20 protein-coding genes are annotated in these 23956 nt (G+C 60.0%); 16 read left to right on the forward strand and 4 right to left on the reverse strand.

The window, feature by feature from the left end; translation table 11 throughout:
• Positions 1-429: 429 nt before the first annotated feature.
• The 8 genes from N688_RS05310 to N688_RS05345 all read left to right on the forward strand — a co-directional run bounded on the left by N688_RS05310 (position 430) and on the right by N688_RS05345 (position 11480).
• On the forward strand, positions 430-2124 hold the full coding sequence (locus N688_RS05310) for a mucoidy inhibitor MuiA family protein (RefSeq protein ID WP_052888306.1): 1695 nt from the start codon (positions 430-432) through the stop codon (positions 2122-2124).
• 229 nt (positions 2125-2353) lie between these two features.
• A complete protein-coding gene (locus N688_RS05315) occupies positions 2354-2866 on the forward strand; it encodes a (2Fe-2S)-binding protein (RefSeq protein ID WP_052888307.1) in 513 nt (170 codons plus the stop codon).
• Between the two features lie 78 nt (positions 2867-2944).
• On the forward strand, positions 2945-5536 hold the full coding sequence (locus N688_RS05320) for a molybdopterin cofactor-binding domain-containing protein (protein WP_081838542.1): 2592 nt from the start codon (positions 2945-2947) through the stop codon (positions 5534-5536).
• Complete coding sequence (locus N688_RS05325; protein WP_052888308.1) at positions 5537-6544, forward strand: FAD binding domain-containing protein; 1008 nt, start codon at positions 5537-5539, stop codon at positions 6542-6544.
• A 334-nt stretch (positions 6545-6878) separates the two neighbouring features.
• Positions 6879-8168, forward strand: a complete 1290-nt coding sequence (locus N688_RS05330) for a phenylacetate--CoA ligase family protein (RefSeq protein WP_052888309.1) — start codon at positions 6879-6881, stop codon at positions 8166-8168.
• A 112-nt stretch (positions 8169-8280) separates the two neighbouring features.
• On the forward strand, positions 8281-9120 hold the full coding sequence (locus tag N688_RS05335; RefSeq protein WP_052888310.1) for a hypothetical protein: 840 nt from the start codon (positions 8281-8283) through the stop codon (positions 9118-9120).
• A 294-nt stretch (positions 9121-9414) separates the two neighbouring features.
• A complete protein-coding gene (locus N688_RS05340; RefSeq protein WP_052888311.1) occupies positions 9415-10425 on the forward strand; it encodes a Gfo/Idh/MocA family protein in 1011 nt (336 codons plus the stop codon).
• A 170-nt stretch (positions 10426-10595) separates the two neighbouring features.
• Positions 10596-11480 (forward strand): LLM class flavin-dependent oxidoreductase, encoded by an 885-nt coding sequence (locus N688_RS05345; RefSeq protein ID WP_156025308.1) that lies wholly within the window; start codon positions 10596-10598, stop codon positions 11478-11480.
• Positions 11481-11603: 123 nt separating this feature from the next.
• On the opposite strand, the gene N688_RS05350 is transcribed toward N688_RS05345, so the two are convergent.
• The gene (locus N688_RS05350; protein WP_202901843.1) at positions 11604-12131 is read right to left on the reverse strand and encodes a CoA-binding protein; all 528 of its coding nucleotides are present in this window, start codon (positions 12129-12131) and stop codon (positions 11604-11606) included.
• A gap of 391 nt (positions 12132-12522) precedes the next feature.
• Here N688_RS05350 and N688_RS05355 point away from each other — a divergent pair, with 391 nt between their 5' ends.
• From N688_RS05355 to N688_RS05385, 8 genes are all read left to right on the forward strand, one after another.
• Entirely contained in the window at positions 12523-13827 is a 1305-nt protein-coding gene (locus N688_RS05355) for an O-acetylhomoserine aminocarboxypropyltransferase (RefSeq protein ID WP_052888313.1), read from the forward strand.
• Between the two features lie 455 nt (positions 13828-14282).
• Complete coding sequence (locus N688_RS05360; RefSeq protein ID WP_162179498.1) at positions 14283-15383, forward strand: right-handed parallel beta-helix repeat-containing protein; 1101 nt, start codon at positions 14283-14285, stop codon at positions 15381-15383.
• A gap of 599 nt (positions 15384-15982) precedes the next feature.
• Positions 15983-18331 carry a xanthine dehydrogenase family protein molybdopterin-binding subunit gene (locus tag N688_RS05365; protein ID WP_052888315.1) on the forward strand — a complete coding sequence of 783 codons (2349 nt, stop codon included), beginning with the start codon at positions 15983-15985 and terminating at the stop codon, positions 18329-18331.
• 381 nt (positions 18332-18712) lie between these two features.
• Positions 18713-19891, forward strand: a complete 1179-nt coding sequence (gene moeB, locus N688_RS05370) for a molybdopterin-synthase adenylyltransferase MoeB (RefSeq protein ID WP_052888316.1) — start codon at positions 18713-18715, stop codon at positions 19889-19891.
• Between the two features lie 15 nt (positions 19892-19906).
• A complete protein-coding gene (locus N688_RS22685; RefSeq protein ID WP_156025309.1) occupies positions 19907-20101 on the forward strand; it encodes a hypothetical protein in 195 nt (64 codons plus the stop codon).
• Between the two features lie 59 nt (positions 20102-20160).
• Positions 20161-20439 (forward strand): MoaD/ThiS family protein, encoded by a 279-nt coding sequence (locus N688_RS05375; RefSeq protein ID WP_052888317.1) that lies wholly within the window; start codon positions 20161-20163, stop codon positions 20437-20439.
• A 15-nt stretch (positions 20440-20454) separates the two neighbouring features.
• Positions 20455-21390, forward strand: a complete 936-nt coding sequence (locus N688_RS05380) for a PLP-dependent cysteine synthase family protein (RefSeq protein WP_156025310.1) — start codon at positions 20455-20457, stop codon at positions 21388-21390.
• Positions 21384-21812, forward strand: coding sequence for a M67 family metallopeptidase (locus tag N688_RS05385; RefSeq protein WP_052888319.1), 429 nt, complete (start codon positions 21384-21386; stop codon positions 21810-21812). Before N688_RS05380 ends, N688_RS05385 begins: the two co-directional genes overlap by 7 nt.
• 94 nt (positions 21813-21906) lie before the next feature.
• Here N688_RS05385 and N688_RS05390 read toward each other — a convergent pair whose 3' ends face one another.
• From N688_RS05390 to N688_RS05400, 3 genes are all read right to left on the reverse strand, one after another.
• Positions 21907-22578 (reverse strand): phosphoribosylanthranilate isomerase, encoded by a 672-nt coding sequence (locus N688_RS05390; RefSeq protein WP_052888320.1) that lies wholly within the window; start codon positions 22576-22578, stop codon positions 21907-21909.
• A gap of 109 nt (positions 22579-22687) precedes the next feature.
• Positions 22688-23323, reverse strand: a complete 636-nt coding sequence (locus N688_RS05395; protein ID WP_202901844.1) for a VIT1/CCC1 transporter family protein — start codon at positions 23321-23323, stop codon at positions 22688-22690.
• Positions 23324-23448: 125 nt separating this feature from the next.
• Positions 23449-23868 (reverse strand): Fur family transcriptional regulator, encoded by a 420-nt coding sequence (locus tag N688_RS05400; protein WP_052888321.1) that lies wholly within the window; start codon positions 23866-23868, stop codon positions 23449-23451.
• Positions 23869-23956 lie beyond the last annotated feature (88 nt).

The following is a 23956-nucleotide window of genomic DNA, read 5'->3' on the forward strand; positions in this document are numbered from 1 at the left end:
TGTTCCTGCTGCAATGGAGGTGGCTTGATCCTGAACATCTGAGCTGGCGGATGAGCGAGCAGGCGAGTGAATGCTGCTTAGGGGATGAGTGTACCCTGAGAAGCTGTGTGACTGCTTCGTCTGGCCTTTAGGCACTGGCAAGGGTGCCTGCCGGGTGACGGCCATCTGCCTTACGCCCGGCTCTCTTAGACAAGATTGGCGCTGCTGGAAAAGTCTTCATCTGGCGGCAGGCTCAGAGTGATCTGCCAGGGACTGCAGCGGTGGGCGTTTCTGCTAGAAGCAGTCGCTGTTAAAGGCCCCCATCATCTTGCCCGCCAGGGGCACGGGCAAGCAAAGCAACGGGCCGATAGAGGCGACCAGGGCTGGTGATCGCGTGCTGCTCTGGTCTGGCTTTCAATCTAATCAGCCTTTCTCATCAGGAGGTAGGGTATGGTCATTGAGTTAGAGACTCGCATTACTGAGGTCACTGTCTATGGCGATCGGGCCCTGGTCAAGCGGCAGGGAAACCTCTCCCTGGAGGCTGGCGAGCATGAGCTGCGCATCAACTATCTGCCGCCCTTCCTCAAGGACTCGCTGCGCGCGAGCGGGCGGGGGCCGACGGGAACGCGCCTGCTTGGTGTGGAGACGACCACTGCCTTTTTGCCACGCCCACCCGAACAAGAGCTACTGCGCTTACAAACAGCCTGTGATTTGTTGGATCGCAAGGTGCAGCTTTTGAAAGCTCGTCAACAGGCCCTGGAGCAGCGCCGACGCTGGGTCCAGGCTTTGGGTGAGCAGGCGCCGGCACTAATCCAGGGCCTGACCCAGGGACGCTTACAACCGGGAGATTACCAGAGCTTTTTTGCTGCTCTGCTGGAGCAAATGTTGCAGGATGCCGAGGCCTCCCAGGATGTGGCTATCCAACTTCAACAACTGCAAGAGGAGTTACAGGCTAAGAAACGTGAGCTGGAGCAGAAACGTCTTGGCAGCAATCCTGACCGTCTGGCCGTACTCGTCAGCGTGGAGCTGTTGCAAGCCGGCGAGCTGAGCCTGGAGCTGAGCTATCTGATCGAACGGGCTGCCTGGCATCCCAGCTACGACGCGCGTCTCTCCTTTGCGGACCACGATACTGGCAGTGGAGGTCTGGAGAGCAGCGTTGATCTCACCTGCCTTGGCCTGGTAGAGCAGCACACCGGTGAAGACTGGAACGAGGTAGCGCTGGCGCTCTCGACAGCGCGCCCTGCCCAGGCGACAGTTCTTCCCGAGCTGAAGCCCTGGTACGTAGATACTTTCCAGCCGGTTTTCTCGCCGCTGGCAGGAACAGGACCTGCTCCGGCCTCCCCTCCTGTGCTCTATGCCATGCCCAGCCCCAGCCCTAGCCCCGGCTCGCGGCAGCAGCGGGCCTTGCTGGCCAGCCCGATGGAGGCCTTGCCAACTACAGCCATCTCCGACGAAAGCCAGGCCAAAGAAGAAGCGCCAGCCAGCGAGGAGGCCGTCGAGCCAGGGGCCGAGATTGAGCAGCGAGCCACTGCCCTGGTCTATCGCTGTGGAAGCTCCGTCAGCATTCCCTCCGACGGCTCGCCCCATCGAACGCTCATTGCGTCCTATCGGCTTCCCTGCCGGCTGGAAGTAGTTGCGATTCCTGCCTTGGAGGAGGCGGCTCACCTGCGCGCCACCGTAGAGAACAGTAGCGGCGGTGTCCTGCTCAAAGGCAAGGCCAACATCTTCGTCGATAACGAGTACGTCGGCACCACAGAAATCGACCTGACCGCTCCTGGGCAAACCTTCCGTCTCTTCCTTGGTCTCGATGACACCGTACGCATTCGGCGTGAGTTAATCGAGCGCAAGGTCGAGCAGGGCGGTCGCCTGCAGGGAAATCTACGGCGCATCACCTACGCCTACCGCATTACGGTAGAGAACTTTGCCCAGGGCGAACGGCGCGTTGTGATCATGGATCGTCTGCCTGTCTCGCGCCACGAACGCATCAAAGTGCATATCGTTTCTCTCTATCCGGAGCCACAGGAGCGCAGCAAGCTGGAGCAGCTCACCTGGCAGTTCACATTGCCCGCTGGCGGTACGCAGCAAATGGAAGAGCGCTTCGTGGTTGAGCACCCACGCGATTTGCGCGTCACCGGTCTTCCTTGAGGCCCGCACTCGGCTGATGGGAACAAGGAGCCGCTTTTCCGGGGAGCAGTGTGCATTTTGCAGATTCAGTGCTGCACTGAGGCAAGATGGCACGCAAGGAAAAATGTTATAATAACACAGGGTTGCACTATCTAGAGAACCCGATCGGCTCCCCTGTCAGCCGGAGTGCTTGCTGAGGGATCTTCCCTACGTCACCCTGGTGATGACCATCGGGCCGAAAGGAGACCACATGCGCGAACTGATTACCCTGCGTGTCAATGGCGAACGCTATGAGGTGGCGGTGCTGCCTCATCGGACCTTGCTAGAGGTCCTGCGTGAGGATCTCGGGCTGATCGGCACAAAACATGGCTGCGAGCTAGGCGAGTGTGGCGCCTGCACTGTGCTCCTCGACGGCGTGCCGGTTCTCTCCTGCTTGACGCTGCCGCTAGAGGTTCAGGGCGCTGAGATTACGACCATTGAAGGGCTGGAGGAGCGGGGCAGGTTACACCCATTGCAGGAGGCCTTTGCCGAGCTGGGAGCGGCTCAATGTGGCTACTGTACTCCTGGGATGCTCCTCTCTGCGGCAGCCCTCCTGCGTCAGAATCCCCGCCCAACGCGCGAAGAGATCAAGCAAGCCCTTGCTGGAAACCTCTGCCGTTGCACCGGCTACACCAAGATCTACGAGGCGATTGAGGCTGCGGCGAGACGTCTGTCTGCTGTGCACGAAGATGAGCGGCAGCCCGATGCAGCCCTGCAGCCCTGACGGCATGCTGGCCAGATCGACACTGAGCGGCTATCGTCCGCTCAGCTCAGCACCGGGACACAAAGGAGAGAAGAAGCTATGGACGAATGGCGGCGCCTGCAACCGCGCAAAGCAGGTCCCTACAGAGTGGTAGGTCAGCCCCTGCCCAAAGTCGATGCCTATAGCACTGTAACCGGGCGGGCCGTCTATGCCGATGACATCATGCTCCCGCGCATGCTCTACGGAGGCCTCCTGCGCTCGCCTCATCCCCATGCACGCATACTTTCCATCAACACTCGTAAGGCGCGGGAGCTGCCGGGCGTGCTGGCCATCATTACTGGCGAAGATCTGCCGCGTAAATACGGTATTTTGCCTTCAAGTCAAGATGAAACGGCCTTAGCCATCGACAAAGTGCGCTACGTTGGCGACCCAGTGGCCGCCGTGGCCGCTGTTGACCCGGACACCCTGGAGCAAGCCCTGCGCCTGATCGAAGTCGAGTACGAGGTCCTGCCGGCCCTCATGAGCATCGACGAGGCGCTGGCCCATCCTGACATCAAGATTCACGAGGAGGCGCGCACCGGTAACATTCACAAGGCCGTCTCCTACGAATTCGGTGAGGTTGAGGCTGGCTTTGCCGCTGCCGACTACGTACGTGAAGACTGGTTTTACTACGAAGGCAACAACCACGTGCCGATCGAGACCCATGCCTGTGTCGCGCGCTGGGAGCCGGACCCTCATGATCCTGTAGGGGGAAAACTCACCCTCTGGTCCTCGACTCAGACCCCTCACTATGTCCATCGCGAGGTCAGCAAGGTCCTGGGTATTCCACCTTCTCACCTGCGTGTGATTGCCCCCCATGTGGGAGGGGGCTTCGGAGGCAAGAGCGATCCCTTCTCGCATGAGATTTGTGCCTGTGAGCTAGCGCGTCGCACGGGGAGGCCCGTCAAGATCACCTGTACGCGCGAGGAAGTCTTTCTCATTCATCGTGGACGCCATCCAGTCAAGATGTGGATCAAGACGGGCCTCAAGCGTGACGGGACAATCACCGCCATGCATTTCCGCTCCTTCCTGGATGGCGGGGCCTATGGCTCCTACGGTGTTGCCACCACCTACTATACGGGGGCCCTCCAGCCGGTCACCTATGCTCTTCCCGCCTACAAATTCGAGGGTATGCGCCTTTTCACCAACAAACCGCCCTGTGGCCCCAAGCGCGGTCACGGTACGCCTCAGCCGCGCTTCGCCGTCGAGGTGCATCTCGACAAAATCGCCGCCGATCTGGGACTCGACCCGATCGAGCTGCGTAAGCGCAATCTGGTGCGGCCCTTCAGTCGGACCATCAACGGCCTGCGCATCACGAGCTGCGCGCTAGAGGAATGTCTGGAGCAGGTCGTGGCTCGCTCTGGTTGGCGTGAATTTCAGGCTGCGCGTCCAGCGCGAGAGGCCGAGGCTGAGCGTCGCTTCTCCCCTGTCCGCTACGGCATGGGACTGGCCGTCTCAACCTACATTTGTGGAGCCGGCAAGCCGATCTACTGGAACGATATGCCCCATTCCGCCGTTCAGATCCGTCTTGATCGCGGTGGGGGGGTTACCGTCTACTGCGGTGCCACCGATATTGGTCAGGGTTCAACCTCGGTGCTCGCCTATATCGTGGCCGAGGAACTAGGAGTTGAGCCGGAGCGCATCCACCTGGAGACCGCCGATACCACCCTGACCCCGGTCGACCTTGGCTCCTACTCCAGTCGCGTCACCTTCATGGCGGGCAACGCCGCCATTCAAGCAGCCAGACGTCTGAAAGAGCTACTGCACAGCGCTGCCGCTGAGCGACTGCGCGTCCCTCCCGATCGTCTGGAGAGCGGCGACGGCTGCATCTACTCTGTCGATGATCCGCAGGTAGCCCTTTCCTTTGAGCAGGCAGTGCAACTGGCGGAAGCTCGCTACGGAGCTCTGGTCTCCGCCGGCTCCTATGCACCGCCGGAGGACATTCACGGCGACTTCAAGGGGGCCGGGGTTGGTCCCTCACCCGCTTACTCATACTCGGCCTGCGTTGCCCTGGTGGCGGTCGACAGCGAGACAGGCGAGGTCAAAGTTGAAAAGCTCTGGCTGGCTCACGATGTGGGCCAGGCGATTAACCCCTTACTCGTCGCTGGCCAGGTCGAGGGAAGCGCCTACATGGGCTATGGGGAGGCCCTCATGGAGCAGCAGATCTTTCGCAAAGGGCGGCATAAGATCCCGTCGATCCTGGACTACAAGATTCCCACTACCCTCGACACGCCGGAAATTGAAACCATCCTGGTTGGCCAGCCTGATGAAGAAGGCCCCTTTGGGGGCAAAGAGGCTGGCCAGGGGCCGCTGCTGCCCGTCATGCCGGCCATTGCCAATGCCATCTATAACGCTGTTGGCATCCGCATCGACGAAGTGCCGATCACACCAGATAAGGTCTTGCGCGCCCTCAAAGCAGCCCGTAGCGAGCCTGGTGAGCGTCCGCTACCCCCGCCGCGTGTCACGCCCATTGCCCTGAGCGAGCCGTGGCCAGCGCGGCTCATTCGCTGGTCGCCAGGACATGCAGGGCTGGCGGAGCAGCCGCTCAAACTGATGAATGGTCACCGTCAGTATCAGGAGCAGGGAGAGAGCACTCCCCAGGGGGCGGCTACCCCCCCCTCCCGGCTTCCACAGAAAGGAGGAACTGCCTGAATGCTGCGCCTGCCTCCTTTTCGCTATCTGGCACCACGCACGCTCAGCGAAGCGACGCGCCTCCTGGCCGAGGAGGGACCAGCGGCCATGCCCGTGGCCGGTGGCACTGACTTGCTGCCCAATATGAAGCGCCGCCAGTTTACGCCTGCGGCCTTGGTCGGACTGCGCCGCCTACACGAGCTTAAGGGGATCAGCGGCTCTCCAGAGGTGGGAGTGAGGATCGGCGCAGGAGAGACCCTGACAAGCGTGAGCACCCATCCACTCATTCGCACCCACTATCCTGCTCTGGCATTGGCAGCAGCAGCGGTCTCTACACCGCAATTGCGCAACGCTGGCACGATTGGCGGCAATATCTTGCTCGATACGCGCTGTAACTATTATAATCAAACCGAGTTCTGGCGCCATTCCATCGGCTATTGCATGAAGCGTGACGGCAGCATCTGCCTTGTCGCTCCGGGCAGTCCGCGCTGCTGGGCCATCTCCTCGGCGGATACAGTGCCTGTGCTTGTGGTCCTGCAAGCGCGGGTACGCCTGGTCAGTGTGCGTGGCGAGCGCGAGATACCGATTCAGGAGCTGTTCCGTGACGATGGCATGCGACCTTATACACGCGAGACCGATGAGATCTTAAGTGAGATCTGGCTGCCGCCTGCGCCTGGTTGGCGCAGTACCTATCTCAAGCTACGCCGACGTGGCTCCTTTGACTTCCCCATTCTAGGTGTGGCCGCGGCCCTGCGTCGTGAGCAGGATGGCCGCATAGGCGATGTACGCATTGCCCTGGGCGCTGTTGCTTCTCACCCTGTTGAAGCTGAAGAGGCGATGGCGCACCTGCGGGGGCAGCAGCCAACACCTGCCCTGCTGCAGGAGGTGGCCGCTCTGGCGGCGAAGCGTGCCCGGCCACTGGACAACGCGGATCTGACAATTACCTATCGCAAACAGCTCACACCGGTCTATGTTCGACGAGCACTCGACCTGCTGCTAGGGGCAGAACAGGGCAGCGGAGCTAAGTAAGCTTGGGGCCGACCTTGAAGCGCTCCGCCGCTGTCCAGGCGTGTTACTGGATGAGAAAGCTCCGCCCGTCTACCCGGTAGGTCGGAAAGAGAGGGCCGTCCTTTGTCTGCCATCTGCGGGCCCCTGGCTCTATCTGGCCCGTCAGGTAGTCCCTGCCCGGGCGCAGGGGCTTCCAGCGAGTGCTACTTGCTATAACCACAGGTACAGGACAGGCAAAGAAGAAACGGAAGAAAGAGAAGAGAAGAACGAGAAAGCCGCAAGGAGAAGAGAAGGGATATGGCGCGCTTTCCTGCCCGCCGGGCAGCTCGGGACCGGGAGTGAAAGGACGTGACCCATGCCTCAATCGAATCATCCACGGCTGGAGACTGCTTCGCGTTCGCTGATCGAAGCGCGGCAATTGGCCCGGCTCCAGCTAGGGCTTACGCGCATTCTACCGCGCAATAGTTTCTACGAACGAAAATTGTTGGCCAATGGCCAGCCGCTCTCCCTAACGCGGTTGCGCGATCTATCGCGCTTGCCCTTTACAACCAAACAAGAGCTGCTTGCCGATCAGGAGCGGCACCCACTCTATGGCGAGAACATGACCTACGCGCTCAGCGAGTACGTACGTTATCACCAGACATCAGGTACGACCGGACGACCCTTGCGTGTCCTCGATACGGTTGAGAGCTGGAAGTGGTGGGCCGACTGCTGGAAGACGGTCTATCAGGCAGCGGGCGTCACCCGTGACGATGTAATCTTCATCGCCTTTGGTTTCGGGCCCTTCATCGGCTTCTGGGCGGCCTATGAAGGAGCCAAAAATCTGGGTGCCCTGGTGGTTCCCGGCGGCGGGATGGACTCGCTGCAACGGCTGCGTATGATGCAGGACGTGCAGGCCACTGTTCTGGTGTGCACGCCGAGCTATGCCCTGCGTCTGGCAGAGATTGCCCGTCAAGAGGGTCTTGATCTACAGAAGCTCAAGGTGCGCATTACGATTCATGCAGGCGAACCGGGGGCTTCGATTCCGGCCACGCGCCGGCGTATTGAAGAGGCTTGGGGGGCTAAAGCTTACGATCATGCCGGCATGTCCGAAATGGGTGCCTACGGCTTTACCTGCGAACAGCAGCATGGCCTGCATGTCAACGAAGGCGAATTCATCGCTGAAATTCTGGACCCCCGCTCGGGCCAGCCTGTGCCAGTGGGCGAGGTTGGTGAGTTAGTGCTGACCAACCTGGGGCGTTGGGGCAATCCTGCCCTGCGCTATCGCACTGGGGATCTGGTACGCAATGGGGGCTATAGCTGTCCCTGTGGCCGGGCCTTTCTCCTGCTCCCTGGGGGGATCTTGGGGCGCATTGACGACATGCTCATTGTACGTGGCGTCAATATCTATCCTTCAGCGATTGCCGAGATCTTGCATCGCTTTCCTGAAGTGGCCGAGTACCGCATCATCATCACTAACAATGGGTCACTGGATGAGATCGCGCTCCAGGTCGAATGTCCTTCCTCGTTGGTCAGCGAAATCCACGAGGCCCTGCGGGCTGCTTTCGGCTTGCGCATCCCTGTCGAGGCCGTCGCAGAGGGAAGCTTGCCACGCTTTGAGCTCAAGGCCAAGCGCGTAGAAGATCGCCGTAGGCGGATGCTCTAGGGCTGTTTCTCTCTTGGTGCCTCGCTTGTATCGCTATCTGTCCGGAGCATATAATAGATCGATTCGTAAAAAGTGTGCTTTTGCTCGCTCTTCAAGGAGGAGATCCGTGAACATGAATGCTGTGTCTCTCACCCGAAAACGTCCTCCGGAGAAAATCTGGCGCCAGTTCCACTTTGCCTCCAATGGACTGGAGATCATGCCGAACCCACCCCGTGTTGGGGAAGCAGCCACGATTCGTCTTCTCGTATGTAATGAAACAGGGCAGTCGCTCACGGTGCGGAAGGTCTCGCCACGGGTCTACTCCTTTGGCATCGGGGCCCCCAAGCAGGAGCATTTGCCGGAGCTAGGGCCTTTGACTTTAGCTGCGGACCCTGCCCATGTCGAGACTCTCACCTGGCAATGGCTTCCAACAATGGCCGGGCATCGTTGTCTGCGTGTCCATCTCGACATCGAGGGATGGCCAGACCCCTGGGTTGTGGGCTGTAATCTGCAGGTGATCGAAGCCACGGAAGACGCCTGCCGTTGGCAGGTGCCGTTCCTGCTGGGGAATCCCACAGAGAAGGCCCAGCCCTTGCGCCTGCGTCTCAACTTCCACAGCACTGGTCTGGAAGGGGGAGCCTTCCAAGCCTGGGTTGAGCTACCGCAAGATGGTCGCCGCCTGGTGCTCAGAGAGCCGCTCTGGTTACAACCTCATGAGGAGCGCTTTGCTTTTCTGATGATTCGTACCCATCCCCTGGTAGCAGAACCATTCGAGCTGGTCAGCGATATTGAAGCCTGGCTTGGTGATGCCTTCCTTGATGGTATTCGTGTCATTGTCCGGCGTCGGGTGCCAGTCAAACCGTTGCCTTGGTCTGGAAGGAGTGAGCGAGCCAATACAGTTGGAAGGAGAGAGGTGGAAGACAGTACAGTCCTGGCTGGTCTACCCGCGGGGCTGAGAAGAAGCGAAACTTAGCCTGGCGCTGGTGATATCAGGGCGGTGGACAGGTCCGCCCTCCTTTCGCTGCTCGACCGGTGGCTCTTCTAGCGTAGCCAGGCTACTGTCGCTCTGGCCTGCCTGTGGCCACCGGTCCTGTCTTTCTCCCTTGTCTCGTTCCTCCTCGGAGGAAAGGCCGAGAAGCTCATCGGGAACCATGATGCTCTCGTGGGCGGCCAGCGACCGTGTGTGAGCTGAGTGGAGCCATCGGCCCGGGCAGGACAGACAAAGGACGCTCTAGCACTCTGTGCATTCTCTCAGGAAGAGAGGTCTATGCAAAGCGAGCTGCACTCAACGGAAGCGCCGGTGAGATGGGGGATACTCGGCGCTGCCAGCGTCGCCCTCAAGCGCGTGATTCCCGCTATGCAAGTGGCTGGCAATGCCCAACTGGTGGCCATCGCCAGCCGCGAACCGGACCGCGTACGTCTGTTAGTATCTGCCCCCCCAGCCGTGCGCATCTACAATGATTATGAGAGCCTGCTGGCAGATGGAGAGGTAGAGGCCATCTATGTGCCCTTACCCAACAGCATGCACGCAGAATGGAGCATGCGAGCCTTGAAGGCCGGCAAACATGTCCTCTGCGAGAAGCCGCTGGCCCTCACCGTTGAGCAGGGGCTGACTATGCTCCAGACTGCTCGCGCCCAGGGACGACTGCTCATGGAAGCCTTCATGTATCGCTTCCATCCTCAGATGCTTTGGGTCATGGAGCAAATCAGCGAGGGCCTCATTGGGGCCGTCAAGCTCGTGCGTTCCTCCTTCTATTTTGACCTGCGCAGCCGTCCCCAAGACATTCGCCTGCAGACTACTCTTGGGGGCGGCTCGCTCGTTGATGTGGGTTGCTACTCACTCAATCTCTGCCGGGCCATCTATGGCCGGGCCCCTCTGGCAGTTGGGGCGCGTGTCTATGCGCCGGCCCGTGGAGAAGTGGAGCGGGCCGTCGTAGCCTTCCTCGATTTCGGAGAAGGACGCTTCGCTCTCATTGACAGCAGCTTTGAGCTGCCTACTCGTCAGCTCGCTGAGATCGTTGGCGAGAGCGGAACCCTCCTTCTCAATGGTCCCTTCACACCCGGTCAGATAGAGACCACGGTGACGCTCACCGTTGGCGAACAGATTATTGTGCGCCGTTTTCCGCCCAGCGACCCTTATCGCCTGGAGATCGAGCATTTTGGAGGCTGCCTGCGCACTGGGCGCCCTCCCTTACTGCAGCTTGAGGAATCGCTGGAAAACCTGGCCACCATCGAAGCCATCTATCGCTCCGCTGGCTATCCGTGGCCGCCTGGTTGAGGAAGGTAAGGAAGGAGTGCCGGGCTGCTCTGGACCCTGCCCGGCCTGAGCCCGGCCTCCTCGCGGCTGGTCCTGGCTGGCCTTCTACAGCTGTGCTCCGGCATGTGGTATGATGCTCTCGTCGAGAGCAAGCCTGCTCAGGTCTACACTGATAGAAGGGACGAGCAAGTGTGAGTCGTGTCGAATTTGGCTTAATGCTGCAAATGATGCAGCGTCCCCCTTTGGACTCAGAAGAGCTATGGGACTATAATCAGCGGCTGATTCAGGCAGCAGAGGGGTTCAGCACTCTCTGGGTAGAGGATCACTTTGACTGGGGAGAGGCAGCCGTCATGGAATGCTTCTCGACCATGTGCTATGTAGCGGCGAGCTATCCCCACCTCAAAGTCGGCTCGCTGGTCCTTGGCCAGGGGTATCGCAATCCGGCGCTCCTGGCCAAGATGGCTGCTAACCTGCAACTCATGTCTGGCGGGCGGCTGATCCTCGGCCTTGGAGCTGGCTGGCAGGAACAGGAATATCACTCGTATGGCTATCGCTTCCCGAGCGTCAAAGAGCGGATGGAGCAGCTGGAAGAGGCCATTCAAATCATACGGCTCTTGTGGCAGGGTGGTCCGGCCACCTTTAGCGGGCAGCACTATCGCATCGAAGCAGCCCACTGCCTGCCGGCTCCGCGGCCAGCGATTCCCCTGCTGCTTGGTGGCGGAGGAGAACAGCGCACCCTGGCCATCACGGCGCGCTATGCCGACCTCTGGAACTTTAATTCCTGCACGCTTGAAGAATACAGCCGCAAACTAGGCATCTTGCGTCAGCACTGCCAGCGTCTCGGGCGCGATCCTGCCGAGATCACCCTGACCTATCTCAGCACAGCTAGCGTCGCCGATGATCCCGCCCTGGTCGTACGCGACCCCAAGAAGCACTTCATCGCTGGCAGTCCCGCCGAAGTCATTCGTGAACTAGAGCAGTTCATCGAAGTCGGGGTCTCCCACTTTATCTTCCGCTTCCTGGACATCCCCTCGCTGGAGCGCTTCGTGCGGAGCGTCGTACCGCATTTCCGCTAAGGCCAAAAGCGTCTTTAAGGCGGGACGTGGTGCAGACCAGAAGGAAGGGACCGGTTCCCACGCTGAGGCAGCGTCTGGCGGCATGCAGAGCGGAACCGGCCCCTGACCTGGTCAGACCTTCCTTTAGTGCATCAGCTCAGCAGCCGAAGGCTTCAGTACCTCAGCCCGAGGCAAGGCCCGCGAGAGAATCACGCCCGTGTTCAGCCCGACGGTGTGCAGGCCGCCGAAGAAGCGTGCGTGTTCCATCTTAATGCACTTATTCTGCACGAAGATCAAGCCAGCCTCCTGAGCCAGGCGCCCGGCCTCATCGTTGCGAATGCCGAGCTGGAGCCAGAGCACCTTCGCCCCAATGCGGATCGTCTCCTCGGCAATGGGCAGGACATCCTCGGGCTTGCGGAAGACATCCACCACCTCAATTGTTTCGCCGGCCTCCTTGGCCTCGGTCAGCGAAGCGTAGACCCGCCTTCCGAGGATGGTCTGCCCGGCGTAGCGCGGATTGACCAAAATGATATGGTAGCCCTCGGCCTGCAGATAAATGGCCACGAAATGGCTCGGGCGATAGGGATCAGCCGAGATGCCGACAATGGCCACATGGCGATACGTCTGAAGGAGCTTCAGACGGTCGTACATATCGGGAGCATATTGCATCATAGAACGCTCGACCTCATCCTTCTTAAGACAATTGCAACACAGGCCATCTTTGTCCACCTCGCCGCGGCCAGGTCCAGGGAGCCACGGAGCAAAGCGTAGGCAAGACCTCGCCCTTTATTGTACTGCAGAGAGAAGAGAAACGGCAGCCACCGCTCACCTTCCATCCAGGGAGTCCCTGCTCCTTCCAGCGCGAGGGCTGCCGGGCCTCAGAGCACATGTGATAGGATACTACGTAATAGTCAGCCAGTGCCCGGCCCGGTGAGCGACAATCTCTCTGCTCCTTGCTCTCCGCTGCTCAGGCTGGTCTGGACTGACTGACGATCGAGGGCAACACCATCCCAAAAAGGAGCCTTAGCCTACAGGCGAGCAGAAAGGAAGAGGGGAATAGAGGATGCCAGAAATCGACGGCGATCATATCTTTGGTTTCAACACCTTGTCTGTCCATGCTGGTCAGCGGCCCGACCCGACCACCGGGGCCAGGGCAGTACCCATTTATCAAACGACTTCCTTCGTCTTTGACGATACCGACCACGCTGCCCACCTTTTTGCCCTGCAGCGCTTCGGTAACATCTACACGCGCATCATGAATCCCACCACGGCAGCCTTTGAAGAGCGCATCGCTGCCCTGGAGGGAGGCACCGGGGCAGTTGCCACCGCCTCGGGCATGGCGGCCCAGATGGTCACCATGCTAACGCTCCTGCGGCCCGGCGACGAGCTGGTCTCATCCAGCAGCCTTTACGGAGGCACCCACACCCAGTTTGACATTACGCTGCGCACCTGGGGGATCAACACCATTTTTGTCGATAGCAGTGATCCCGAAAACTACCGGCGCGCCATCACGCCGCGCACACGTGCTCTCTATGGGGAGACGATCGGCAATCCGCGGGGGGATGTTCTCGACATCAAGGCGGTGGCCGAGATCGCCCACGAGGCCGGCCTGCCGCTCATCGTCGACAACACCTTTGCCACTCCCTATCTCTGCCGTCCCTTCGAGCACGGAGCCGACATCGTCGTGCACTCGGCTACCAAATTCATCGGCGGTCATGGCAACTCCATCGCCGGAGTCCTTGTCGAATCCGGCAAATTCCCCTGGGATAACGGCAAATTCCCGCATATCGTCGATCCATCGCCGGGCTATCATGGCGTACGCTTTTACGAGACCTTCGGCGACTTCGCCTTCGTCATGAAGGCGCGCTGCGAGACCGTGCGCGACACAGGCCCCTGCTTGAGTCCCTTCAATGCTTTCCTGCTGCTGCAGGGCCTGGAAACCCTCTCGTTGCGCATGGAACGGCACTGCCAGAACGCGCTGCAGGTTGCTCAGTTCCTCAAAGAGCACCCGGCAGTCAGCTGGGTCAACTACCCAGGCTTGCCTGATAGTCCTTACTACGAACTGGCCAGGCGCTATTTGCCGCGCGGCGCTGGCGCCATCTTTACCTTTGGCGTCAAAGGCGGCTACGAGGCCGGCAAGGCCGTCATCAACAACGTCCGCCTCTTCTCCCACCTGGCCAACGTCGGCGACACGCGCAGCCTGATCATTCACCCAGCCAGCACCACTCATCAGCAGCTTGCCGAAGAGGATCAGCTAGCAAGCGGAGTGACACCGGACATGATCCGCGTCTCCATCGGCATCGAAGATATCGAAGACATCCTCTGGGACCTGGATCGCGCCCTGCATGCCGCTATGAAAGTGGCCTGATCTTGCTGCAAAGGTTGCCCTACCCAGACAGGCCGCGCAAGAGCTGACATGACGGCGATCCCGATCGCCGAGGCTTTCCCCGGCCCCGGTAGATGGCGTACGAACTCGCCTTGTTTGCCGGGGCCTCACTCTCTCCTGCTGATCACCCCCCCCCCTTCCTTACACGGCTGCGCATTGGCGCCAGATCTCCTTCCTCTTCTTCTTCTCTTCTTCTGATTTATGCATTTATATCAATCAACATTACAATGTATTCATAAATTATTACAATGCAGATTCTTTATTGACATCAATGGGAAAGCGTGTTATATTTTTCCACGCTTCGATAGGAGAAGGTACTCGATCGAGGGCCTTCGCGAATATCGTGCAGTCTGTTCCGCCTGAAGTAGAAGCTGGAAGGGGCTGCGTAACATCTTACAGGTGTCAAGTGGAGGAAGGCATTGCGAAGAAAAGCTTCCTTGATTTTGGCGGCATGTGTGCCGTTGGCGCTTGTGATAGCGTTGTTGAGTCTGGGACTGTCGCAGCTTGTGGGGGCGCGTGCCTGGCACACGAGCTGTAAGTCGACGGGCTTTAGCTGGCATGGAGTCACCCTGACGGCGGCGCTGGTCAACCCCTCGACCACGGTCACAGGGGTCGTCAACGCGACGGGCTGTGACGTTGGCGTCTTTTTCAGCAGTGGTGTGACCGGTTCCATCGTCAATGCAGATATTTATGGTGCGCTGGACTTTGGTGTCCTGAATGTTGGCGCAAACGTGACGGTCAAGCAGTCGCGTATTCATGACATTGGCGATGTCCACCTGAGCAACATCCACGTTGGTGTGGGTATCTATTTCGCCAATGACAGCCACGCCTGTGGCACCATCGAAGGCAACACCATCACGCATTATTTGCGCTCGGGTGTGATCATTGCCGGTCCATCGGACAGCGCTGTCATCACCAACAACACCTTGATCGGTCTGGGTCCGATTTCCTTTGTGGCTCAGACGGGCATCCAGGTAGTAGGAGGAGCGCGTGTTTCCCTTAGCGGCAACCATATTACTGCCAATGTCTATGTTGGCAGTCAGCCGGCGGTTGCCGCTGGCATTGCGGTGGTCGGTGGCTCCTGCTATGGTCTGCCGCTGACGCTGGGCCTGCAGCTGAAGTCGAATGTCCTGCAGGACAACGATATTGGTATCTGGATCTCCGAGCTGACCGTTGGAACGCGCCAGGGTCTCTGCGTCGCGGCCCGTACGGCCACCCATATTGTCCTGCTCAGTAACACCATTAGCAATGCGCGCATTCTCAACGTGAGTGGCGCGGCGGGCCAATCCTATCAGGCCGGCATTACCATTCAGGGCAGCGGCGTCAGCGTTGTCAGCAACACCATCTGTGGCGCCGGCTATCTGGCCGCTACCCGGGCCACTGTTTCGGGCTACATCTACCCGATCGATCTGGTGCTGGCCACTGATCTCAAGCTGAGTGGCAATACTGCCTGTGGAGGCTCCGCTCTGAATCTCTCGCTTGGCCTGGGCACCACCACTGACATTCAGAGCCACTTGCTGGTGGCCCTGGTGCTCTGACCCTCGCTCGCTCGAGGCAAAGGGCGTCTGGAATCTCCTGGCGGCTGGCCTCCAGCCTTAGCTTCTGTGGCTGCCGTCAGGTCTCTCGCCCTTTTGCCTCCCTCTCCTGGCTCTTTTCAGGGCGGCCTGTGAGCCTGCGGGAGCAACAGCAGCAACACCAGACCAGGAACATTCCTGGACTCGCGCTAGACTGGAACTTCGCGGAGAGCCACAGAGGATGAGGAGTCGCAGCAGCCTTGCTTGAAAAAGGAGCAGAAATATAGCCCATCAAGCTCAGCGACCCGCTCACTCCTCAAAGATCCTCCTGGTTCTCTGGTGGCCTTGTCATCTCATTGCCTCCATCGGTGACAGGCGGTGCACTCCCTTCCAATAGCTTGCTTCCCTCGTGCTATCCGGCCTGGCGAGTGCACCGCCTGCTTGCTTTATTCCTCTCCTTCCCCCCTTTCGGCTCCCATGACAGGCGGGCAGAGTTTGTGCTACACTGTCTGCGGACTATCTTTTGGTAAGTAGGCGCTTTTTATCCAGGAGGAAGGGTGAGACCGGGCGAATCTCTGCGGTTTCCCCTTCCTTGACCTGTCTCTGAGCAGAGTGAGTGACCGATGACACAGACAGCTGACACGGCTGAATACAGAGCCATAGGCAAACCCTATCAGCGCCCAGACGCGCCCGCCAAAGTCACCGGGCAAGCGCGCTATGCTGGCGACATTCCAGTACCAGGCAGGCTGCTTTTTGGGCGGCCTGTGCTCAGCCCCTATGCGCACGCGCGCATCCTCAAGATCGACATCGGCCAGGCACTAGCGGTGCCTGGGGTACGCGCTGTCTATACTGGCGAGACCTTGCCGCTCGAGGGATATGATCCGGGCGCGCGTACCAAATCGCCTCTGGCACGCCAGGAAGTGCTTTGGGCTGGTCAGCCGGTAGCCCTGGTCCTGGCCGAGAGCGAGGCTGCTGCCGCCGATGGAGCAGCCGCCATCGAAGTGGACTATGAGCCGCTGCCGGTAGTCCTTGATCCGCTGGCGGCGATGGAGCCAGGTGCTCCTCCGACACGTCTGCTGGAGAAGAAGCGGGCGGGGGAGATTGCCGGTGGGGAGGCTCATGCGGCTGTCTCTGGGGGAGAAGAGGGCGAAGAGCAAGAGGGCCAGCCTCTTTCTGAGAATGTCAGCGACAGGAGCCATCTGCGGCAAGGAGATATTGAGGCGGGCTGGCGCGAGGCCGAAGTAGTTGTTGAGCGGCGTTATCGCACCAGCGTAGTGCATCAGTCCTACCTGGAGCCGCAGTCGATTACGGTCATGCCCTCCCCCGATGGAGGGCAGTACACCGTCTGGGCCAGTGCCCAGGGCCTCTTCGCCACCCGTGCGGAAATTGCTGAGACTCTGAATCTGGCCGAGCGCCAGATTCATGTTGAGTCAGTCCCGATCGGGGGGGCCTTTGGAGGCAAATTCACCCTGCTGGAACCTCTTGCAGTTGCTGCGGCCCGCGCCAGCCGGCGGCCAGTGCGCCTTGTGCTCACACGTAGCGAGGACCTCTTAGCGGCCAATCCAGCGCCCCAGGCCATCATTACTGTCAGACTTGGAGCCAAGCGCGATGGCACGCTCGTCGCCCTCCAGGGCGAGGTCATTTTCGACAGCGGAGCCTACCCCGGCGCTGCTGCCGGCCTGGCCGGCTTTATTCTCGCCAGTACCTACCGTTGTCCCAACATCGATATCCGCTGCTATGAGGTGCTGACCAACAAGGTTGGAGTCGGAGCCTATCGAGCGCCCGGGGCGCCCCAGGCGACTTTTGCCCTGGAGTCGACCGTCGATGAGCTATGCAGCGAGCTGGCTATAGACCCGCTGGAGTTTCGTCTCAAAAACTGCCTGCGTGAAGGTGACCCCTCGCTGGATCGTCGGCGTCCCCGCTGGCCGCGTATTGGGCTGCTAGACTGTCTGGAGAAGGTGCGAGAGCATCCCTTCTGGGCGCGGCGTCAGGAGCTGTTGACCCCGCCGCCCGAGCTGAGTGACTGGAAGGTTGGCATCGGCCTGGCAGTCGGTGGCTGGCCTGGTGGCACTGAGCCAGCGGCAGCGGCCTGCCGACTCGACCGGGATGGACGCCTCACGGTGATCGTTGGCACCGTCGACCTGACCGGCACCGATTCAGCGCTGACCCTGATCGCCGCCGAAGGGCTGGGCGTCTCCCCCGAACTGGTGCACATCGAGCATGGCAGCTCCGACAGCGTGCCTCACAGTGGCAGTACCGGTGGTAGCAAGATCACCTATACGATGGGGCCGGCTGTGCTGGCCGCCGTGCGTGACGCCCGTCAGCAGATCCTGGAGGTAGCTGCCGAGCTACTGGAGGCCGCTATTGAAGACCTGGAGATCGAGCGAGACCGCGTCGTGGTGCGAGGGGTGCCCGATCGCTCCGTCTCGCTCCAGAAGATCGGGCGGGTCACCACAGCTTTCGGCAGCCGCTATCAGCCGATCTATGGCCGCGGGCGCTCGGCTCTCAGCTCCTCGCCCATGTATGCCGCCCATGTCGCGCGCGTCGCCGTTGATCCCGAAACGGGTGAGGTGCGCGTCCTCGACTATCTGGCGGCCCAGGATGTTGGTTTCGCCATCAACCCTGCCGAGATCGAAGGGCAGATTCATGGTGGGGTCACCCAGGGCATCGGCTGGGCCCTTTTCGAAGGGTTTGTCTATGACGAGCATGGACAGCTGCTCACCGCCACGCTCATGGATTATGCCCTGCCTCACAGCACTGATGTCCCGACCATCACCCCACTGCTCGTCGAGGTCCCATCAGAGCACGGTCCTTTCGGAGCCAAAGGGGTAGGCGAGCCGCCGGTAGTGCCCGTTGCCGCAGCCATTGCCAACGCCATCAAGCAGGCCCTCGGAGTGCGCCTGACTCAGTTGCCCATGACACCCGAGCGTGTCCTGGGGGCACTCCAGCAACGGGGTCAGGCGCGGCCCTGAGAGAGTGGATCACAGGCTCGCTGCTTGTCGCGTCCGAAGGACCCTTTCCCCTCTTTTCATGGCTAGCGCCTGCCCCCTCCTCTCCTTCCTGGGCAAAGGGAGAAGGTGACCATGCCCATACCGCGCCCCGAGAGGTTGGGCCAGCCTGCCTCGGCCTGCTCAACCTCTCTCTCGGAGGAGGCCAGGGCGGTGCTAGCCGAGGGGAAGAGGAATAAAAGGCCCAGCTCTGGCTGTTCTTAACAGTAAGAATGTCGTGAAAAGGCTGACCCCTCCTCACTGATTAGCTCTTCCTTGACAGATCAAAAGAGCGCGTGATAGTCTGTCTTTAGCACGACGCGACAAACTCGATGAACATAGTCAACAATCGAAAGGTGTAGAGCGATGGGCGAAGCGTCCAGGGAAATCATGCGGCGCGCGCGCGAGCTAGTGCCAGAATGGACGCCCGACCAGGTCCATGAGGCTCTCAAGGGCAAGAAAGAGGGAGCCCAAGACCTGGTCCTGGTTGACGTCCGTGAGAAGCACGAGTGGAGCGAGGGTTATATTCCCGGTGCGCTGCACGTGCCGCGTGGCTATCTAGAGCTACAGATTGAAGAGGCGGTACCTGATAGGACCAAGCCAGTGGTGCTCTACTGTGCTGGTGGTGTGCGCTCGCTCATGGCGGGAGCCACCCTGAAGCAGATGGGCTACCAAAACGTCATCTCGATGGCGGGAGGCTTTGGGCAGTGGCGCGCCCGTGGCTATGAGGTGGTACAGCCGCGCACGCTAGGGGAAGCGCAGCGCAAGCGCTACAGTCGTCACCTGCTCATTCCCGAGGTTGGGGAAGCGGGGCAGTTAAAGCTCCTCGACTCGCGTGTCCTCCTGCTGGGTGCGGGTGGTCTTGGCTCGCCGGCGGCCTATTATCTGGCGGCGGCGGGAGTTGGCACCATTGGGGTCATCGACTCAGATGTCGTCGATGAGAGCAACCTCCAGCGTCAGATCCTGCATAACGTCAGTCGGATTGGCAAATACAAGGCAGAGTCGGCGCGCGAGACCATTGAGGCTCTCAACCCTGATGTCAAGGTCATCACCTATGTTGACCGTCTCGATGAGACCAACGTGGCGCGCATCATTGCCGACTACGATGTCATCATCGATGGCACCGACAACTTCCCGACGCGCTACCTGCTCAACGACGCCTCGATCATTGCCAACAAGCCGGTAGTGCACGGAAGTGTCTTTCGCTTTGAAGGTCAGGTCACGGTCTTCAAGCCGCACGAAGGGCCGTGCTATCGCTGCCTCTATCCAGAGCCACCTCCGGCGGCTCTGGCCCCCAGCTGCGCTGAGGCGGGTGTGCTTGGCGTCCTGCCCGGCGTGATTGGCCTGTTGCAGGCTGTCGAGACCATCAAGCTCCTGTTGGGCATTGGGGAGCCGTTGGTCGGACGGCTGCTAACCTACGATGCCCTTGCCGGCGAGTTCAACGAGCTGAAACTCTATCGTGATCCGCAATGTCCGGCCTGCGGCGAGAATGCCCATCCTGAGAACTTGCCAACCTACGCCGATGTCTGCGCCATCTCGGCTTGATGAGGTCAGGTCGGTGTGGCTGACTGGTCAATGGCTCCCTGCTGGTGGACAGAGAAATACGTCCTCACAGCGGTGATCTTGCGATCGATTAACCCTGTCGTGACAGGAACGGGCCAGTGCTGGCGTGGGCGAGGGCCTTGCAAGGCTGACCTGCTCGCCCACGCCAGCGCCGGTGAGCAAACGCGCTCGCTCGGCGACTATCGAAGGTAGCGAGCGCGCAGTGTGCGGTAGTAGTAGTAGTAGTCTCTAAAGAGGAGTAGAAGAGAACAATGGCGACAGTGCGTCTTGCCCCAGTGCTGCGCGCAGCGGCTGGGGGTGCCAAGCAAGTCAGCGCCCAAGGCAGCACCCTGGCGGAAGTGCTGGCGGACCTCTATCGGCAATATCCTGCCCTCAAAGAGCAGATTCAGCCCGAGGAGGAGCTGAGCCGCTTTATCAACGTCTATGTCAACGATCAGGACGTGCGCTATCTCCAGGGCCTGCAGACAGCAGTAGGTCCCAACGACACCGTGATCCTGTTGCCCGCAATGGCCGGCGGGAGCCAGGAGTAAGTAGGGAATGCCATCATGCGCTATAGCAGCATACTGGAGACCATAGGCAATACGCCGCTGGTCGAGCTGAAAAGCCTCAGTCCACGGCCAGGGGTGCAGATCTTCGCCAAGCTGGAAGGAGTCAATCCCTCTGGCAGCATTAAGGACCGTATCGCCAGACGCATGATCGAGGAGGCAGAAGCTAGCGGCAAGCTAGCGCCCGGCTCGATCCTGCTGGAGCCAACGAGCGGCAACACTGGCATTGCGCTGGCGATGATTGCGCGAGTCAAAGGATACAAGTTTGTCGCGGTGATGCCCGATAATGTAACGCGCGAGCGTCGCCAGTTGCTGGAACTCTATGGCGCGGACATCATCTTCTCGGACGGGGTCCAGGGAAGCAATGGCGCCGTGCGCCTGGCGCAGGAGCTGGCAAGCAAAGATGAGCGCTACGTCATGCTCTATCAGTATGGCAACTCAGCCAACCCTGACGCCCACTACTACGGCACTGCTGTTGAGATCATCAATGATCTCCCCGACCTCGATGTCTTCGTGGCCGGCCTGGGCACTGGAGGGACCCTTACCGGGAACGCACGTCGCCTGAAGGAGTACAACCCGGCGATCCGCGTCGTTGCTGCCGAGCCAATGCAAGGTGACAGCGTTCAGGGCTTGCGCAGCCTCGAAGACGGTTTTGTTCCGCCTGTGCTAGATCTGTCCCTCCTCGACGCGCGCATTCTGGTCTCGGGGATTGACGCCATCCGCCGCACGCGCCAGCTCAAGGACCAGGAGGGCATCTTCGCTGGCCCTTCCTGTGGCGCTGCCCTGCATGCGGCCCTGCGCGTTGCTTCCAGCATGGAGCGGGGTAAGATCGTCGTCATCCTCGCAGATGGCGGCTGGAAATATCTCAGCGAAGATCTGTGGACGCGCGATCTGAGCGCGCTGGAGGATGATCTGGAGAGTAAACTCTTATGGTAGCAGATGCCTTTGTTGTGCGTATCCCTCGTAGAATGTACTCGGAGATGGTGGCGCATGTCACCGCCGGCTATCCTAATGAGGCCTGCGGTCTGCTGGCAAGCAAGGATGGTCGGGTGGTGAAAAACTACCCGACCCCCAATGCTGCCGAGCACCCAGATGATTTCTCCGAGATTGCTCCCCAGGACCTGCTGCGCATCGCTAACGACATCGACACCTACGATGGTGAGATGTTCGCCTACTACCATTCTCACCCGCGTAGCGAGGCCTATCCCTCAGCTCGTGATATCGAGTGGGCCAGGCGCAACGGCCTCTACTACATTATCTTTTCATTGCAATACCACCCTGAGCCACCTTACGCGCGAGTCTTTTCCATCAAAGCGGATGGGAGTGTCAGCGAAGGCAAACTGGAGCTAACCGATTGAAGTGAGGCTGGCGAGCGGAGAAGCCTGGCTGATGGCTTCCTGGTTCCCTGCCTCCCACTCTTCTTCCCCAGCAGGACCCGCTCGCTGCCCAATGCTAAAGCGAGAGGCCGTCGAGCTGAGCGAAGAAGCGCTCTAGCTTGCGAGGATCAAGGCGGCCCTCGGTACGTACTGAACTACAGAGATCGAGGCCGAAAGGAGCGACCTCCTCAATAGCGGCGCGGGCGTTCTCAGCGCTGATGCCCCCTGCCAGGAAAACCGGGATAGGAACGGCCTCGCGAATGCGCCGACTAATCGTCCAGTCGTGCACCTGGCCAGTACCCCCCAGGACCTTGACCGGCAGATCGGGCCGACCTGAATCGAGCAACAACGCATGGACAAACGGAGCAACCTCTAGGGCTTCCTCTAGCGCCTCCGGGCCGCGCACATGAATCACCTGCACCAGCGCAATGCCGGGCAGTGCCGCGCGCAGGCGCTGATGGCTTCCCGGCGGTAAGCGATCGACAAGCTGCAGGGTATTGGTGCGACAGCGACGCTGCTGCTCGATGATCGCTTCGGCATCCTGCAGGCTGGTCAACAGGAAGGAAGCGATCGGCGGCGGAATGCTCTCAGCGATCTCCGTGATCAACTCCTCCGCGATGACCCCTGGTCCGCTGGGCATCTGGGAAACCAACCCCAAGGCATCGGCACCATAGCTGATCGCCAGCTGCGCCTCCTCCTTACTGCTGATACAACAGATCTTCACGCGTGGTCTCTGCACGGGTTCCATCACTAGCCCTCATTACTCCTTATTCTGACTGTGAGATTTTGACTGTGAGGCACTCCTCACCGATTGCGACTGGTCAGGAGTGCCGCCACTCCGCTTGCGGAGCCTTCCGTCAGGCGTTCCCGAAGAAGAGAGCTGCTAAAAAGACGAGAATACCACTACCGATGACCTGAACAATAGAGACTAGCCACTTCGTCCCAAAGTAGCGATGGCGAATAGCGGCAATTGCCAGTAGCTCAGCGGCAACCACCAAATAGGCAGTGGCCAGGGCGAGCTGCAGGTGAGTAATCAAAAACGGCAGCGTATGCAGAGAGCCGCCGACAAAGGTCATCAGACCCGTGATAGCTCCGCGGATAATGGGACTACCGCGTCCGGTCAAGACACCGTCATCCGAAAGCGCCTCGGAAAAGGCCATGCTGATCCCCGCGCCTGTCGCCGCAGCCAGTCCTACCAGGAAAGCAGTGAAAGGCCGGTGAGTAGCAAAAGCTGTAGCGAAGATGGGAGCCAGGGTAGAGACAGAGCCATCCATCAGCCCGGCTAGACCTGGCTGAACCACGCGCAGTAAGAAGTGGCGCGAATCCGTATTCTTGGTAGCGATTCCTCGTAGAATCTCTGCCAGCTCAACCTTCACCCGCTCTAATTCCGGGGGCCGTCGCTGTAAGACCTCCTGCATCTCTGCTGTCATCTCCTCCTGTCCGCTTGTTTTGTTGTCCGCTTGTCGAATCTCAGTCTCCGGGTTGTGTGGCATAAAAGGACTCCCTACCATGCCAGTCAGTAATCGATGCGTCCTGTAACGGAACCTGCGGGATCGTCACACCGGATGAGCTGAAGCTGGCCTTGACTTTACTCAGTCTCAACCGACTCCGGCTCTGGTTAATCTGTCTCACCTACTCTCTCTGCCTGTGCCTTCTGGCGACAAGCGGTGCACTGGCCATAGAGCCGCACCTCATGAGAATGCAGCTCAATCCCTGCCGCCTGGGCGGCCATTCGCAGGGCCTCCTCTGAAAGGCGCACATCAACAGGCAGATCGAGGAGCGCACCGCAGGTCGTGCAAACCGCGTGATCGTGGCGCTCGATGTGCCCGTCGTATCGACAAGCCTCATCACTGCGCCCCAACTCGCGAATCAGCCCTTGCTGCGCCAGACTGTGCAGAATGCGGTAAACACTCGCCACCCCAATGCGGGGGCGCACTTTGCGCACAGCCTCGTAAACCTCCAGAGCAGTCGGATGGTTATGGCTGCTGCGCACAACCTCCAGAACTGCCTGCGCGTTCACGTTCAGGGTCTCTTTCATCGCTGCTCGCTGCTTCTTCTCTCGAACCCAGATATTAGGGTCACCTAATAATGATAATCATTATCAATTTTTCTACCAGTATTGTATG

The organism is Thermogemmatispora carboxidivorans (assembly GCF_000702505.1).
GTDB lineage: Bacteria > Chloroflexota > Ktedonobacteria > Ktedonobacterales > Ktedonobacteraceae > Thermogemmatispora > Thermogemmatispora carboxidivorans.